Source organism: Pseudomonas sp. NPDC090203 (assembly GCF_044746765.1).
Classification (GTDB): Bacteria; Pseudomonadota; Gammaproteobacteria; order Pseudomonadales; family Pseudomonadaceae; genus Aquipseudomonas; species Aquipseudomonas putida_AD.
Genome location: NZ_JBIVCV010000003.1, coordinates 467446 through 481122, shown reverse-complemented (window position 1 = coordinate 481122; position 13677 = coordinate 467446). Strand labels below are relative to the sequence as shown.

Here is a 13677-nt window from a genome sequence, read left to right as displayed (position 1 = left end):
TCAGGAAGCTATTCATGCCGACCCGTCGAGAGTTCATCAAACAGGTATCCGTCGCTGCCAGCGTGGGGGCCGCCGTCATGGGCCTGGGCCTGTCACCGGCCAGGCTCCTGGCCGCGGGGCAGGGCCGCTGGTTCATGCCCGACGAAGGCGAAAAGCACGAACGGGCATTCATCGCTTTTGGTGCGCAGGATGCGATCTGGGAGGACTTCACTGAAGATGTACAGGCGGCGCTGGGACGTATTGCCCGTGCCATCGCCCGTTTCGAACCGGTCACGGTGTTCTGCCGCGAAAGCGAGCGCAGCCTGGCAGAAGAGCACTGCGGCAGCGCCAACGTCACCTACGTGACCGCCGCACTGGATGACATCTGGATGCGCGATATCAGCGCCAACTTCGTGGTAGACGACAACGGCGCGCTGGGTGCAGTGGATTTCAACTTCAACGGCTGGGGCGATAAACAGCAGCACGGCAAGGATGCGAAGATCGCTCGGCGGGTCGCCAGTGAGGCCCAGGCCAGCTATCAGCGCAGCGAGCTGGTGGGCGAGGGTGGCGGTATCGAGGTCGATGGCCACGGCACCGGGATCATGACTGAAAGCAGCTGGATCAACAGCAACCGCAACCCTGACTGGAGCAAGGCCGACGTCGAGAAGGAGTTGAAGCAGCGGCTGGGGCTGCGCAAGATCATCTGGCTGCCGGGCATCAAGGGCAAGGACATCACGGATGCTCATGTGGACTTTTATGCGCGCTTCATCAGTCCCGGGGTGGTGCTTGCCAACCTGGACACAGACCCCGAGTCCTATGATCACAAGGTCACCCTGGCGCACCTTGAGATTCTCAAGGCCGCCACCGACGCCGACGGACGTCCGCTGCAGGTGCACACCGTGTCGCCGCCGCTCAATCCGCGCAAGAGCAAGTTCAACAAGGGCAATGGGGATTTTGCGGCGGGGTACATCAATTACTTCGTCATCAACGGCGCAGTGATCGCTCCCGAATTTGGCGACAAGGCGGCGGACAAGAAAGCCTATGACCTGCTGACCCGGCTCTACCCGAACCGCGAAGTGGTGCAGCTCAACATCGACGCCATTGCCGCCGGTGGCGGCGGGATACATTGCGTGACCAGTCATCAGCCGGGCTAGCCCATGCCCGTAGCAGTCCGGCTTGCCGGCGTCGGCGCCCTGAAGATCGCTCCCGCGGGCAAGCCCGGCTGCTACGGGGTGTGGGGTGTGTTGGAGATTTGTGGCACGCCTTCGTCCGTAGCAGCACGGCTTGCCGGCGGGGGCGTCCGCAGGGTCGACGCCGTGTGGATGGGTGTCCGGCTTGCTGTCCAGGGATGTGCCCGGCACAATCGCGGCCCGATCCGGTGGTGGGTGCCGGTGGTGTGGGTTGAGGAACGGCGGTTGAACGAACAGACATTGTCCATGCGCCTTGAGCGTGTCGCGGCGTATGTGCCGGCGGGTGCGCGGTTGGCGGATATCGGCTCGGACCATGGCTACCTGCCGGTGGCGCTGGTCAAGCGTGGCGTGATATCGACGGCGGTGGCGGGTGAGGTGGCGTTGACGCCCTATCACGCCGCGCAGCGCACTGTGCGTGACAACGGCCTGGAACAGCAGATCACCGTGCGTCTGGCCAGCGGTCTGGCGGCCATCGAATCACAGGATGCAATCACCGCGATCACCCTGTGCGGCATGGGCGGCGAGACCATTCGCGACATCCTCGAACACGACCAGGCACGCCTCAATGGCCAGGAGCTGCTGATCCTGCAACCCAACGGCGGCGAGCAGCCCCTGCGCCTCTGGTTGATGGCCCAGGGTTATCGCATCGTGGCCGAGCAGGTGCTGCACGAGAACCGCTTCTTCTACGAAATCATCGTCGCCGAGCCCTCGGGTCCTGTGACCTACAGCGATCGCGAGCTCTACTTCGGCCCGTTGCAGATGCAACTGCGCAGCCCGGATTTCCTGCTCAAGTGGCAGCGCATGTTGCGCCTCAAGCAGCGCACCCTCACTCAATTCGCCCGCGCCCAGGCCGTTCCCGAAGAGAAAGTGCAGGAACTGACCCGCCAGATTCAGTGGATCACCGAACTCCTGGCCTAGGTATTGGCTTCACCCGCTTGAAGGTACTCCACCATCTTCTGGTTGCCGTCCAGAATGTCGCAGCAGATCGCCGCGCGCGCAGCCGGTCCGTCCCGGCGCTTGAGCGCGTCAAGCACTTCCCAGTGATGATCGATGGCCATGCGTTCGTTGAAGCTTGCGTAGGCCTGGGCGATCAAGGGCCCGGTGCGCATCCACAGGCTGTCGAGCATACCGGCCAGCACCGGCATGCGGGCGATGGTGGTCAGGGCGTAGTGAAACTCCTGATTGCACTTGAGGGCGGCAGTCAGGTCCTGGTCGTTGATCGCCGCGATGTTTCTGTCGATGCAGGCTTGCAGATCGATCAGCTCGGCATCGGTGACAAGGCCCGCGGCGGTTTCTGCAGCCAGGCCCTCCAGCGCCAGGCGGATGCTGCGGATCTCGGCGTATTGCGCCACGGTGAGCATGGGCACGCGGATGTCCCGGGGCGTCTTGAGGATCAGCGCCTGTTCCTTGGCCAGTTGCAGGATGGCGTCGCGCACCGGGGTCACGCTGGTGCCCAGTTGCTCGGCCAGGTCGCGGATGCGCAGGCGGTCGTTGGGCTTAAAGCGCCCGGTGATCAGCGATTCACGCAGCAGCTCGTAGATCCCGCTGCCCAGGTAGGAGTGATTAAGGGTCTGGATGGGGTAGGGGTGGCTCATGTATTGCTCGTTCACGGCAGATGCCCGGCCTGAATGATGGGAGTTTCCGGCCGGGATTTCCAGCGCCTTACACGTGCTGGCCGCCATTGACGTGGATTTCCGCGCCATTGATGTACCCCGCGCCGTTGGTGCAGAGGAAATGCACCAGCGAGGCGACTTCCTCCGGCCTGCCCAGGCGATGCATGGGGATGTCACGCTCGACGATCAGCTCGGTGCCCGCCGACAGAATCGAGGTTTCGATTTCACCCGGCGCAATGGCGTTGACCCGCACGCCATGGGGGCCGAAATCGTGGGCCATTTCCCGGGTCAGTGCCGCGAGCCCGGCTTTGGAACAGGCGTAGGCGACCCCGGCAAAGGGGTGTACCCGCGAGCCAGCGATGGAAGTGACGTTGATGACCGAACCCTGGGCCGCCTTGAGCTCATCGAACAAGCCTTGGGCGAGCAGCGCGGTGGAGAACAGGTTCACGTTGAATACCCGAAGCCAGGTCGCGTAGTCGGACTCCAGCACGCCCAGCCGTGAACCGTTCTCGCCCTTGGGCGAAATCCCTGCGTTGTTGACCAGCGCATCCAGCCGGCCACCGAGCTTTTCGCGGATCAGCGGAAGGCTGCGGCGGACCTCGTCGATGTCTTCCAGATCCAGATGAATATGGTTCAACAGCCCCTCGGCCCACGGACAACCTTCGGTCCAGTCCTGCCGGGAAGCGGTGAAGACCCGCCAGCCAGCCGCGTTGAAATGTTTCACCGTCGCATGCCCGATACCGCGGCTTGCGCCTGTCAGAAGCAGTGTTCGTTGCCTGGTCATAGTCGCGCCTCCTGGAAGTGGATTGCAGGGCTCAGCCTACACCACAAAAAATTATGATGCATCATATTCCAAATATGGTACTAATGAGCCGCGCCCAGGCTCATCCCTGACGCCAGCCACCGGACGCTCGACGCCCGGCGCTGACCGCTACACCGCTGCCAAAAACAAAAAACGACCTGCCATCCCTTAAAGCTGCCGCTAACGCACGTAGCGAATGTGGAGAGACGCATGAACAAAAAGTTTGCAGCTGTACTGACACTCACCGCGCTTACCGCGCTCACAGGCAGCGCGAGCGCCGCCGAAAAACTCACCGTGGTTTCCTTTGGCGGCAACAACCGCCAGGCGCAGGAGAAGATGTTCTACGCGCCGTTCACCGCGCAAAAGGGCGTCGCGATCACCGCCGATGACTACAACGGCGAGATGGCCAAGATCCGGGTCATGGCCGACACCGGCAAGACCAGTTGGGACGTGGTCGAAGTCGAAACCCCGGAACTGCTGCGCGGTTGCAGCGAAGGCCTGTTCGAGCCGCTGGACTGGTCGCGCATCGGCAAGAAAGAGGATTTTCTCCCCGCCGCCGTCAGTGATTGCGGGATCGGCATTTTCATCTGGTCTACCGTACTGACGTACGACCCCAGGAAGTTCAAGAATGCACCCCAGAGCTGGGCCGATTTCTGGGATGTGAAGAAATATCCGGGCAAGCGCGGCCTGCGTCGTGGCGCCAAGTTCAGCCTCGAGTTCGCGCTGCTGGCCGACGGCGTTCCCAAGGAAGACCTGTACAAGGTGCTCGGCACCGAGGAAGGCGTGCAGCGGGCGTTTCGCAAGCTGGACCAGATCAAGCCCGACATCCAGTGGTGGGAGTCCGGGGCGCAGCCGTTGCAGTGGCTGGCAGCGGGTGACGTGGTCATGACCTCGGCGTACAACGGCCGTGTGACTTCGGCGCAGAATGACGGCCAGTCGTTCGCGATGCAGTGGAACGGCAGCCTGTATGACCTGGACCATTGGGCCATCGTTAAAGGCTCGCCGAACAAGGCCCTGGCCGAGACGTTCATTGCGTTCGCCAGCGAGCCTGTGCAGCAGAAAAATTTCGTGGAGACGATTCCCTACGGGCCAAGCAACAAGAACGCGGTGCCGCTGGTCGATGCTGCGGTGGGCAAGAAGCTGCCGACCTCACCTGAAAACCTGCAGAACGCCCGGGCCACCGACGCGGAGTTCTGGATCGATCACGGCGAAGACCTGGAAGAGCGCTTCACTGCCTGGGCCAACAAATGATGCAGCGGGCCTGTGTGGTTGCAGGCAGGCCCGTATTACCTGAGCGAGGAGCCAGAAGATGTCGCTCGATACTGTATTGACGCAAGCCTGTCTGTTGCAGGCTGCCCCGGCGAAAGTGACCGAGGCGCAGGTCCTTGAGGTGCTCAGACAATGCTATGGCCTGAGCGCGAGCCTGGAAAGAATGGGCGGCGAGCGCGACCTGAATTTCCGGGTCATGCTCGCCGATGGTTCGTCGCGCCTGCTGAAGATGTCCCACCCTCTGGAAAGCCCCGAAGTGGTGGACTTCCACAACCAGGCCATGCGCCTGATCGAGCAGCGCGACCCCGATCTGCCGGTGCAACGCGTCTACCCTTCGCTCAACGGCGAGTTCGTGGAGAAGGTCGAGATCGACGGTCAGCCCATGCTGGTCAGGCTGCTGTCGTTTGTCGATGGCCTGCCGCTGCATCGCGTAGGCCACACCTCGCCGCTGTTTCGCCAGAACCTGGGCCACGCGCTGGCCCGTTTCGACATCGCTCTGGAAGGCTTCAACCACCCGGCCGCCGGGCACGTGCTGCTGTGGGACATGCAGCACGCCGAACGCATGCAGCCGCTGTTGCCCCATATCGAGCAGGGCGCGTTGCGTGACCAGGTTCGCCGCAGGCTCGAGGGCTTCGAAGAGCAGGCGCGGCCCAGGCTTTCCGGTTTGAGAAAACAGGTGATTCACAACGACATGAATCCGCACAACATCATCGTCGATCCGGATCAGCCAGACGTACTGCGCAATATCCTGGACTTCGGCGACATGGTTCACGCGCCGCGGGTCAACGACCTGGCGGTCGCGGCGTCCTATCAGCTGGGGCGAGCGGGGGATGTGCTGGAGCCGGCACTGGACATGATCGGCGCCTATCATCGGGTCAATCCGCTGGGCATCGACGAGCTGGAACTGCTGCCGGTGCTGATCTCGACGCGCCTAGCGCTGTCGCTGTGCATCAACTTCTGGCGGGCGGACCTGCACCCGGATAACCGCGAGTACATCCTGCGCAATTCGTACCGTGCCCGGGACAGCCTGATGGGGCTGGCCGAGGTGTCCGACGCCCAGATCCACGACAGAATAGTTGCCGCATGCCGGCAGAAGGTGAGCCCATGAGCATGATCAACGGATTTACCGCAGGCGATGCCGAGCGTCTTTCGGAGCACGAAAGGCAGCTCATCGAACGCCGGAGCCAGGTGCTGGGCACGGCGTACCGGCTGTTCTACGAGCATCCGCTGCACACGGTGCGCGGCGAGGGCGTGTGGCTGTATGACGATCAGGGGCGGCGCTATCTGGACGCCTATAACAATGTGGCGTCCCTGGGCCACTGCCATCCCCGAGTGGTGGAAGCCATTGCCCGCCAGGCCGCCCAGCTCAATACCCACACCCGTTATCTGCAGGAAGGCATTATCGACTACGCCGAGCAGTTGCTGGGCACCTTTCCCGAGCACTTGCAGCGGGTGATGTTCACCTGCACCGGCAGCGAGGCCAACGACCTGGCCCTGCGCATCGCCCGGCAGTTCACCGGCGGCACCGGGGCCATCATCACAAGGTTCGCCTATCACGGCGTGACCGGGAACATAGCTGAGCTCTCGCCTTCGCTGGGCCCGGCGATGGTCTTGCCGCCCCACGTGCGAACGGTGCGTGCGCCGGATGCCTATCGCCTGGGGGCCGAGAATGTTGCGCAGGTGTTTGCTGCGGATGTGCAGGCGGCCATCGAGGATATGCGTGCCCAGGGCATTCGTCCGGCGGCGATCCTGCTCGACGGTATCTTTGCCAGCGACGGTGTGCTGGCCGAGCCTGCGGGCTTTCTCGCCCAGGGCATCGCGCTGGCCCAGGCTGAGGGGCTGCTGTACATCGCTGATGAGGTCCAGTCCGGCTTTGCCCGTACGGGCCTGAACATGTGGGGCTTCCAGCGCCACGGCGTGCAGCCGGACATCGTGACCCTGGGCAAACCCATGGGCAACGGCCAGCCGATTGCGGGACTGGTGGGGCGGGCAGAGGTGGTCGATCACTTCGGCAAGAACATGCGCTACTTCAACACCTTTGGCGGCAATCCGGTGTCCTGCGCCGCAGGCCAGGCGGTGCTGGACGTGATCCGCGACGAGCAGTTGCAGAGCCGCTCCCATGAGATGGGCCAGTACCTGCTGACAGGGCTGCGTCAGTTGGCCGAGCGTTATCCGATCATCGGCGACGTGCGCGGGGCCGGGCTGTTTCTCGGGGTGGAACTGGTCGCCGATCGAGCCAGCAAGCAGCCGGCAGCGGCGCAGACTCGCAAGGTGGTCAACGCCATGCGCGAGCAGGGTGTGCTGATCAGCGCCGCCGGCCCTCTGGAAAACATTCTCAAGATCCGGCCGTTACTGGCCTTCGAGCGCGAACATGCCGATCTGTTGATCGAGACGGTGGGCAATGCACTGGAAGGAGTCGAGCCCTGATCGCTCGGTGCGCCGGGCGACTCAGGCGAACTGCGCGATCAGCCAGTCCTTGAGCCGCCCCACGGCAGGATCCTGAGCCTGCTGTTCGTTGATCACCAGATACTGGAGTGATTCGCGCAGGATCATCTGGTCTTCGACTGGCCGCACCAGCCGGCCTTGCTGCAGGTGATGGCGGATCAGGTGATCCCAGCCCAGCACCAGCCCTTGCCCGTCCAGGGCCATCTGAATCAGCAGGTTGTAGTCGTTGCTGCTGAAATACGGCTGGCTGCGCTCGGCCGGGATGTGCAGGTCCGGGGACTGGAAGGCGAACCACACGTCCCAGTCCACCTGCTCCGACAACTGCGAACGCCCATAGGGGTTGAGGTCCAGCAGCCTGCTCTGGCGCATGCCTTCGGGCGTGCACAACTGCGGGTTGGCGGCCAGGAACGCGGGCGTACACACCGGAAATACAGTCTCGTGAAACAGCGGGATATGCAGGTAGCCCGGACGCGTGTCGGTGCGCTTGGTGATGAAGATATCGGGGTGAATGCCCGGTTCCATGTTGAGGAAATGCGCGGTGGTGATCACGTTCAGATCGACATCCGGATTGGCCTCGATGAAATCCCGAAGCCTGGGCGACAGCCACAGCGCCGATAGGGCCGGCGAGCAGCACAGGGTGATGCGACGGCTGTCGTGCTGTTCCCGGCGGATGCGTTCGGTGGCCTGAAAGATGTTGAGCAACGACAACTGCGCGGCGTCGAACAGCGCGACGCCCTGTTCGGTCAGTTCCAATTCGCGCCCGGTGCGGATGAACAATTCGGTGCCCAGGTACAGCTCAAGGTCGCGGATCTGACGGCTGATCGCCGCCTGGGTGACGCACAGGGTCTGCGCGGCCCGGGAGAAATTGCGATGCTTGGCGGCGGCCACGAACGAGCGCATCGCTTTGAACGACGGCATCTTCATCAATGCGTGGTCGGGTAAAAGGCCGTTGGCCATAACAAAAAATGCCTGATTGTGCGAAGAAAAAGTCGGTTCTGCCCATCCACCAGCGGCGCTTACACTCTATCGCACAACGCGCTTGCGGGCGCCTGAGTTGGCAATAATAACAATGAGGACCCACATGGCTTTCGGATCTGCAACAGCTGCGTTCATGGCCGGGGTGCGCGCGCTGCTGCCCCTGACACCGGGCGTTGTGCCGTTCGGGCTGGTGACGGGGGTCATGGCCATCGACATGGGCATGTCGCCGGCCACCGCCATGAGCATGACCCTGATCTTCTATTCGGGCTCCGCGCAGATGGTTGCCCTGCAACTGCTCCATCAGGGCGTGGTACCGGTGGCGATCGTAGTGACGGCGCTGATCATCAATCTGCGTTTCATCATGTACAGCGCGTCAATGGCTCCGCACCTGCACGGGCTGCCGCGCCGCTGGACCTGGCCACTGTCCTATCTGCTGTCGGACCAGTCCTTCGCGCTGTGCAGCTTCAAGCTGTCCTCAGGGGAGCTGGGGCGTTTCGCCCATCATTTCTATGCAGGCACCGCCCTTGCCATGTGGCTGGTGTGGAACCTGTCAGTACTGGCGGGCATCCTGATGGGGGCGAAGGTGCCGCAGGCCTGGTCACTGGGGTTCACCATACCGCTGTCGTTCCTGGCGCTGCTAGTGCCTGCGATCCGCAACGTACCGAGCCTTGCGGCAGCAGTGGTCGGTGGCTTGCTGGCCGTGCTGGCAGCCCGCTTGCCTTATAACCTGGGGCTGGTCACGGCGGCCATAGGCGGGGTCGCGGCGGGGCTGCTGACCGAGAACCTGCGCAACCGCGCCCCTCAGGTCGAGGGGCAGACGCCATGAATGATCTGTCGATGTGGGGCATGTTTCTCGGCGCGGGGATCGGCACCTTCCTGCTGCGCCTCTCTTTCGTTGAAATCCACGGCCGCTGGCGCATTCCGGCGTTGCTCAACCGCGCATTGCCTTACGTGCCGGCCAGCGTGCTGTCAGCGCTGGTGTTGCCCGCAGTCGTCTACCCCGCAGGGCCGGGCGAATGGGTGGCGAGCAACCCGCAACTGCCCGCAGCCTGCGTCGCGGCGCTGGTGGCCTGGACCACGAAAAGCACAGTGTTGACGCTGGCGCTGGGGATGGCGGCGCTGTGGGCGTTCAAGTTTCTGATGGGCTGACCGGCCACTGCGTGCGCATGGCTTGCTCCACGAACTCGATAAACGCCCGCACCTTGGCGTTCAATGCCGACCGCTCGCTGACGCAGGCATAAATCTGCATGGGTTCGGATTCGGCCCAGGCGGCGCTGCGGCTGGCCGGTTCGAATAGCGGCAACAGCCGCCCGCTGTCGATCAGGGGCTGGGCAATGAAGCTGGCCAGCCGCGCGATACCGCCGCCGTTCAAGGCGATCTGGGCGATGGTGTCGATGTCGTCACAGACAAATCCAGGATTGACCCTGGCCTCGAAGCGCTGGCCATCGCGGCGGAAATGCCAAGGCAGAAAGCGCCCGTCAGTGGGGTAGCGAAACACCAGGCAGGCGTGGTGTTGCAGGTCTTCCGGCGTTGTCGGCACCCCCGCGGTTTCGAGGTAGCCTGGCGAGGCACAGAACACGAACGGGATCGAGGCGATGCGCCGGGCGATCAGTTGCTCGTTGAGTTGCGCATCGATGCGCAGGCTGACGTCAACACCCTCCAGCCTGTGATCGACACGCCGATCAGTGCAGATCAGCTCGATGTCGATGCGCGGATAGGCAGCCTTGAATGCGGGCAGCAGCGGTGCGAGCACGTATCGCCCGAAAGCTGTGGTCGTGGCGATGCACAACGGTCCCTGTGGCGCCGTAGCGACCGCAGCGGCCTGGGACGCAAGCTCGATGTCATGGGGGATGTGCCGCACCTTCTCGAAGTAACGCGCACCGCTTTCGGTGAGTGCCATGCTGCGGGTGGTACGCGAAAGCAGGCGCACGCCCAGGTGGGTTTCCAGCCGCGTAATGCTCTGGCTGACCGCCGCCGGGCTCATGCCCTGGGCGCGGGCCGCTGCGGCGATGCTGCCGTTTTCGATCACCCGGATAAAGGTGTTGATCAGACCCAGAATGTCCATTGAATCCCTTCTGTCTGCTGCATCTATTCGTAGAATTTACTTAATGATCAATCAAGCATAAGGCGTCTACCGAGGCGTCCAGGGAGTTGTTAGGTTAGCCGCTCACTTAAACTCAGTGACTGACAGGGAGCACTCAATGGAAAACACCACAGCCACCAAAACCTCGCGCATTCGCTTCCCCAAGCACATGACCCCCTATATGTTCGCCCTCTACATGGCGACCATCATGGCGTTTCTCATGTGCCTGGTCATTACCCTTGCCGAATCCGGTATGGGCGAACATTACATGGAAAGCGTGATGAATGCGTATCGGGTCGCCATGCCGTCAGCGTTCGTTTGCGTGCTCATCGTGCGCCCGGTGGTTGCCCGGCTGGTGGCCTGGACTGTTCACCCTCATTGATCTGCCGACCTTGCCGATTCGCGGATAACCCCCCATGCTCAGCGCGCATCGCCACACAACGTCAGGCAGGGCGGCTCGATGGGTTTTGAAGTCTTTCGCTATATCGATTTGATGGGCACATTCGTCTTTGCCTTGAGCGGCGCGATGGCGGCGATCCATCGGCGGCTGGATATCTTCGGCGTGTTCGTCGTGGCATTCGTCACCGCGTGCGGCGGCGGGGTGATTCGCGACCTGTGCATCGGCGTGTTTCCACCGGCGGGGCTGGTGAACATCGAATACCTGAGCCTGGTGATCGTCGCGGTGGCGTTGGCGGCGTTTTTCCAGAACCAGCTGCTCAAGCTGGCCCAGCCCACGCTGTTTTTCGACGCGGTGGGCCTGGGCTTCTTTGCCGCATTCGGCGTGCACAAGACCTTCGCCCACATTCCCCATGTCGAGCTTTCCATCGTTCTCGGGGTCATCTCTGCGGTGGGTGGCGGGGTGATCCGCGACATCCTGCTGGGCCGGGTGCCCGCCATCCTGACCAAGGAAATCTACGCCCTTGCAGCATTTGCCGGGGCGTTCGTCCAGTTGCTGGGCGATACCCAGGTGATCGACGATCGCTTCAGCCCCTGGCTCGCGATTGCCCTGTGCACGGGGGTGCGCATGCTGTCGCTCAGGTATGGGTGGAATTTGCCTGCGTTGAAGAAGGAGCCTTGAGGCTCGCTCGTAGCGGTCAACCGAGCGCGGGCGGCTCCAGATCACTCAGGTAGCTGAACAGGTTGGCCGCTTCCGGGGACAACCTGGCCGCGTCGGCCACACCCACGAACAATGTCCTGGCGGCCCACTCGTCTTCCAGCGTGATAGCGCGAAGTTTGGCGTCCAACAGGCCGGGCTGCACGGAGCCCAGCGGCAGGATACCGATCCCTAATCCGGCATCGATCATCCGGCAGATGCCATCGAAACTCGAGACCTGGATGCGCACCTTCAACAGTTTGCCGGTGCGGGTGGCGGCGTCGCTGATGCGCCTGAGCAGCGAGCTGCCCTGATTCAGCGCGACGTAGTCGTAGTCCAGGGTGTCCACCAGATGCACGCGCTCGCGCCGGGCCAAGGGGTGGGCTTGCGGCACCAGCACCACCAGACGGTCTCTTCGATAAGGCCGCACTTCGAGCCTGGGGGCCGGGATGTTGTCAGCGAAAATGCCGATGTCCGCGCGGCCGTCTTCCACGGCCTCTATGGTCATTTCGCTGAGGGCTTCTTCCAGGCCAATACGTACATGAGGGTTCGTCGACAGGAAACAGGTCAGGTCCTGGGGCAGGAACTGAATCACCGCCGAGGTGTTGGCGAACAACCTCACGTGCCCCCGCACTCCGCTGGCGTAATCACTGGCGTCGTGGGCCATGCGCTGGGCGCCTTCGAGCAGTTGGCGGGCGTGTTCGGCCAGGCCCTTGCCGGCGGGCGTCAATTGCAACCCCCTTGGCAGGCGCACGAAGAGCGTGCACTGGGTTAGCCTTTCCAGTTCCGCCAGGCGCTTGCTCGCCGCCGACACCGTCATGTGGGCCGCGTCGGCGGCCTTGGTGAGGTTCTGGTGATCGGCAGTCAGTACCAACAGTCGCAGTGACACGAAGTCCAGCGGCAGGAGATTGAGCATGGAGCTGTTTCCTTTTCCATTTTGGAAAGGGTAGTGGAAAACTTTGAAATTCTCACTCGAAGGTTTTGCGTGGATGATCGGCTCATCGAATCCAACAAGAACGGAAAACGTCATGAGCCTACCCCTGGAAGGCATCAAGGTGGTCGAGATGGGCCAACTGATTGCCGGCCCTTTCGCCGCCAAGATCCTCGCCGAATTCGGCGCGCAAGTGATCAAGATCGAGCCTCCTGCCAGCGGTGATCCGCTGCGCAAATGGCGCTTGCTGCATAACGGCACCTCCGTCTGGTGGGCCGCCCAGTCACGTAACAAGCAATCGGTGACCCTCGACCTGCGCCAGGCCGAAGCCCACGACGTGGTCAGGAAACTGGTTGCGGACGCAGACATCCTGATCGAAAACTTCCGCCCCGGAACCCTTGAAAAGTGGGGCCTGGGCTGGGACGTGCTGGCAGCCATCAATCCCGGCCTGATCATGCTGCGCGTCTCCGGCTATGGTCAGACCGGCCCCTATCGCGACCTGCCCGGCTTCGGCGTCATCGGGGAGGCCATGGGCGGGCTGAGGCATCTGTCGGGCGAGCCCGGTCGTACGCCGGTACGCGTCGGCGTCTCGATGGGTGATTCGCTTTCGGCATTGCACGGTGTCATCGGCGTGCTCCTGGCGTTGCGGCATCGGGAGTGCAACGGTGGAGCGGGGCAACAGGTCGACGTCGCACTGTACGAGTCGGTGTTCAACATGATGGAAAGCCTGATTCCGGAGTATTCGGTGTTCGGCACCGTGCGCGAACCTGCCGGAAGCAGCCTGCCGGGTATCGCGCCGACCAACGCCTATCGTTGCCTGGACGGCAAATACGCCCTCATCGCTGGCAACGGCGACAGCATCTACCGACGCCTCATGGAAAAGATCGGGCGCATGGACCTGGCCGACGATCCTGAGCTGATGCATAACGATGGTCGTGTGCGGCACGTGGCGCGGATCGATGCCGCGATTTCGACCTGGACTGCCGAGCGTTCTCTGGATGAGGTACTGGCCGGGCTGAAGGACGCCAACATTCCCTCGGGCAAGATCTACGATGCCGCCGACATCGCCGCTGATCCTCATTACCAGGCCCGCGACATGCTGCTTTGTAGCGAACTGGACGACGGTACACCGGTGATCCTGCCGGGCATCGTGCCCAAGCTCGACGCTACACCTGGAAGCGTGCGGTCCCGTGCACCCACGCTGGGCCAGCACACCGATCAGGTCTTGCAAGGGCTGGGCATCGACGCCCGCACCCGGGAAGCCTGGCGCGCCCGTGGCGTGATCTGACGACAA

Annotated in this window: 15 protein-coding genes; 10 read left to right on the top strand and 5 right to left on the bottom strand. The window is 62.9% G+C overall.

Annotated elements, in window-relative coordinates:
* The first annotated feature begins 14 nt into the window (after positions 1–14).
* Positions 15–1133: an agmatine/peptidylarginine deiminase gene (locus tag ACIPO9_RS07620; RefSeq protein WP_274130341.1), complete on the top strand. Its 1119-nt coding sequence runs from the start codon at positions 15–17 to the stop codon at positions 1131–1133.
* Positions 1134–1394: 261 nt separating this feature from the next.
* On the top strand, positions 1395–2087 hold the full coding sequence (locus ACIPO9_RS07615; RefSeq protein ID WP_400779770.1) for a tRNA (adenine(22)-N(1))-methyltransferase: 693 nt from the start codon (positions 1395–1397) through the stop codon (positions 2085–2087).
* Here ACIPO9_RS07615 and ACIPO9_RS07610 read toward each other — a convergent pair.
* Together ACIPO9_RS07610 and ACIPO9_RS07605 are read right to left on the bottom strand one after the other, a co-directional pair.
* Positions 2084–2764: a GntR family transcriptional regulator gene (locus tag ACIPO9_RS07610; RefSeq protein WP_400610596.1), complete on the bottom strand. Its 681-nt coding sequence runs from the start codon at positions 2762–2764 to the stop codon at positions 2084–2086. The genes ACIPO9_RS07615 and ACIPO9_RS07610 overlap by 4 nt on opposite strands.
* A 67-nt stretch (positions 2765–2831) precedes the next feature.
* Positions 2832–3566: an SDR family NAD(P)-dependent oxidoreductase gene (locus ACIPO9_RS07605; protein ID WP_400779768.1), complete on the bottom strand. Its 735-nt coding sequence runs from the start codon at positions 3564–3566 to the stop codon at positions 2832–2834.
* Between the two features lie 228 nt (positions 3567–3794).
* On the opposite strand from ACIPO9_RS07605, the gene ACIPO9_RS07600 reads away from it, so the two are divergent.
* Genes ACIPO9_RS07600 through ACIPO9_RS07590 form a run of 3 tightly spaced genes read left to right on the top strand, consistent with a single transcriptional unit; the run spans position 3795 to position 7280 of the window.
* Positions 3795–4835, top strand: a complete 1041-nt coding sequence (locus tag ACIPO9_RS07600) for an ABC transporter substrate-binding protein (RefSeq protein WP_400779767.1) — start codon at positions 3795–3797, stop codon at positions 4833–4835.
* A gap of 58 nt (positions 4836–4893) precedes the next feature.
* Positions 4894–5961 (top strand): phosphotransferase, encoded by a 1068-nt coding sequence (locus tag ACIPO9_RS07595; RefSeq protein WP_274130331.1) that lies wholly within the window; start codon positions 4894–4896, stop codon positions 5959–5961.
* Entirely contained in the window at positions 5958–7280 is a 1323-nt protein-coding gene (locus tag ACIPO9_RS07590; protein WP_400779765.1) for an aspartate aminotransferase family protein, read from the top strand. Before ACIPO9_RS07595 ends, ACIPO9_RS07590 begins: the two co-directional genes overlap by 4 nt.
* A 21-nt stretch (positions 7281–7301) precedes the next feature.
* Here ACIPO9_RS07590 and ACIPO9_RS07585 read toward each other — a convergent pair whose 3' ends face one another.
* Positions 7302–8255, bottom strand: a complete 954-nt coding sequence (locus ACIPO9_RS07585) for a LysR substrate-binding domain-containing protein (RefSeq protein WP_400779763.1) — start codon at positions 8253–8255, stop codon at positions 7302–7304.
* A gap of 124 nt (positions 8256–8379) precedes the next feature.
* Between ACIPO9_RS07585 and ACIPO9_RS07580 the strand changes: the two genes are divergently transcribed.
* Positions 8380–9102 (top strand): AzlC family ABC transporter permease, encoded by a 723-nt coding sequence (locus ACIPO9_RS07580; RefSeq protein WP_400779761.1) that lies wholly within the window; start codon positions 8380–8382, stop codon positions 9100–9102.
* Entirely contained in the window at positions 9099–9425 is a 327-nt protein-coding gene (locus tag ACIPO9_RS07575) for an AzlD domain-containing protein (protein WP_274130325.1), read from the top strand. The genes ACIPO9_RS07580 and ACIPO9_RS07575 overlap by 4 nt, the downstream gene beginning before the upstream one ends.
* Here the strand turns inward: ACIPO9_RS07575 and ACIPO9_RS07570 are convergent.
* Positions 9406–10341 (bottom strand): LysR family transcriptional regulator, encoded by a 936-nt coding sequence (locus ACIPO9_RS07570; protein WP_400779759.1) that lies wholly within the window; start codon positions 10339–10341, stop codon positions 9406–9408. The genes ACIPO9_RS07575 and ACIPO9_RS07570 overlap by 20 nt on opposite strands.
* A gap of 136 nt (positions 10342–10477) precedes the next feature.
* On the opposite strand from ACIPO9_RS07570, the gene ACIPO9_RS07565 reads away from it, so the two are divergent.
* Together ACIPO9_RS07565 and ACIPO9_RS07560 are read left to right on the top strand one after the other, a co-directional pair.
* Complete coding sequence (locus ACIPO9_RS07565) at positions 10478–10741, top strand: DUF2798 domain-containing protein (RefSeq protein WP_400779758.1); 264 nt, start codon at positions 10478–10480, stop codon at positions 10739–10741.
* Positions 10742–10819: 78 nt separating this feature from the next.
* On the top strand, positions 10820–11437 hold the full coding sequence (locus tag ACIPO9_RS07560; protein ID WP_274130322.1) for a trimeric intracellular cation channel family protein: 618 nt from the start codon (positions 10820–10822) through the stop codon (positions 11435–11437).
* 16 nt (positions 11438–11453) lie between these two features.
* On the opposite strand, the gene ACIPO9_RS07555 is transcribed toward ACIPO9_RS07560, so the two are convergent.
* On the bottom strand, positions 11454–12368 hold the full coding sequence (locus ACIPO9_RS07555) for a LysR family transcriptional regulator (protein ID WP_400779757.1): 915 nt from the start codon (positions 12366–12368) through the stop codon (positions 11454–11456).
* Positions 12369–12480: 112 nt separating this feature from the next.
* Between ACIPO9_RS07555 and ACIPO9_RS07550 the strand changes: the two genes are divergently transcribed.
* Positions 12481–13671, top strand: coding sequence for a CaiB/BaiF CoA transferase family protein (locus tag ACIPO9_RS07550; RefSeq protein WP_400779755.1), 1191 nt, complete (start codon positions 12481–12483; stop codon positions 13669–13671).
* The last annotated feature ends 6 nt before the right edge of the window (positions 13672–13677 follow it).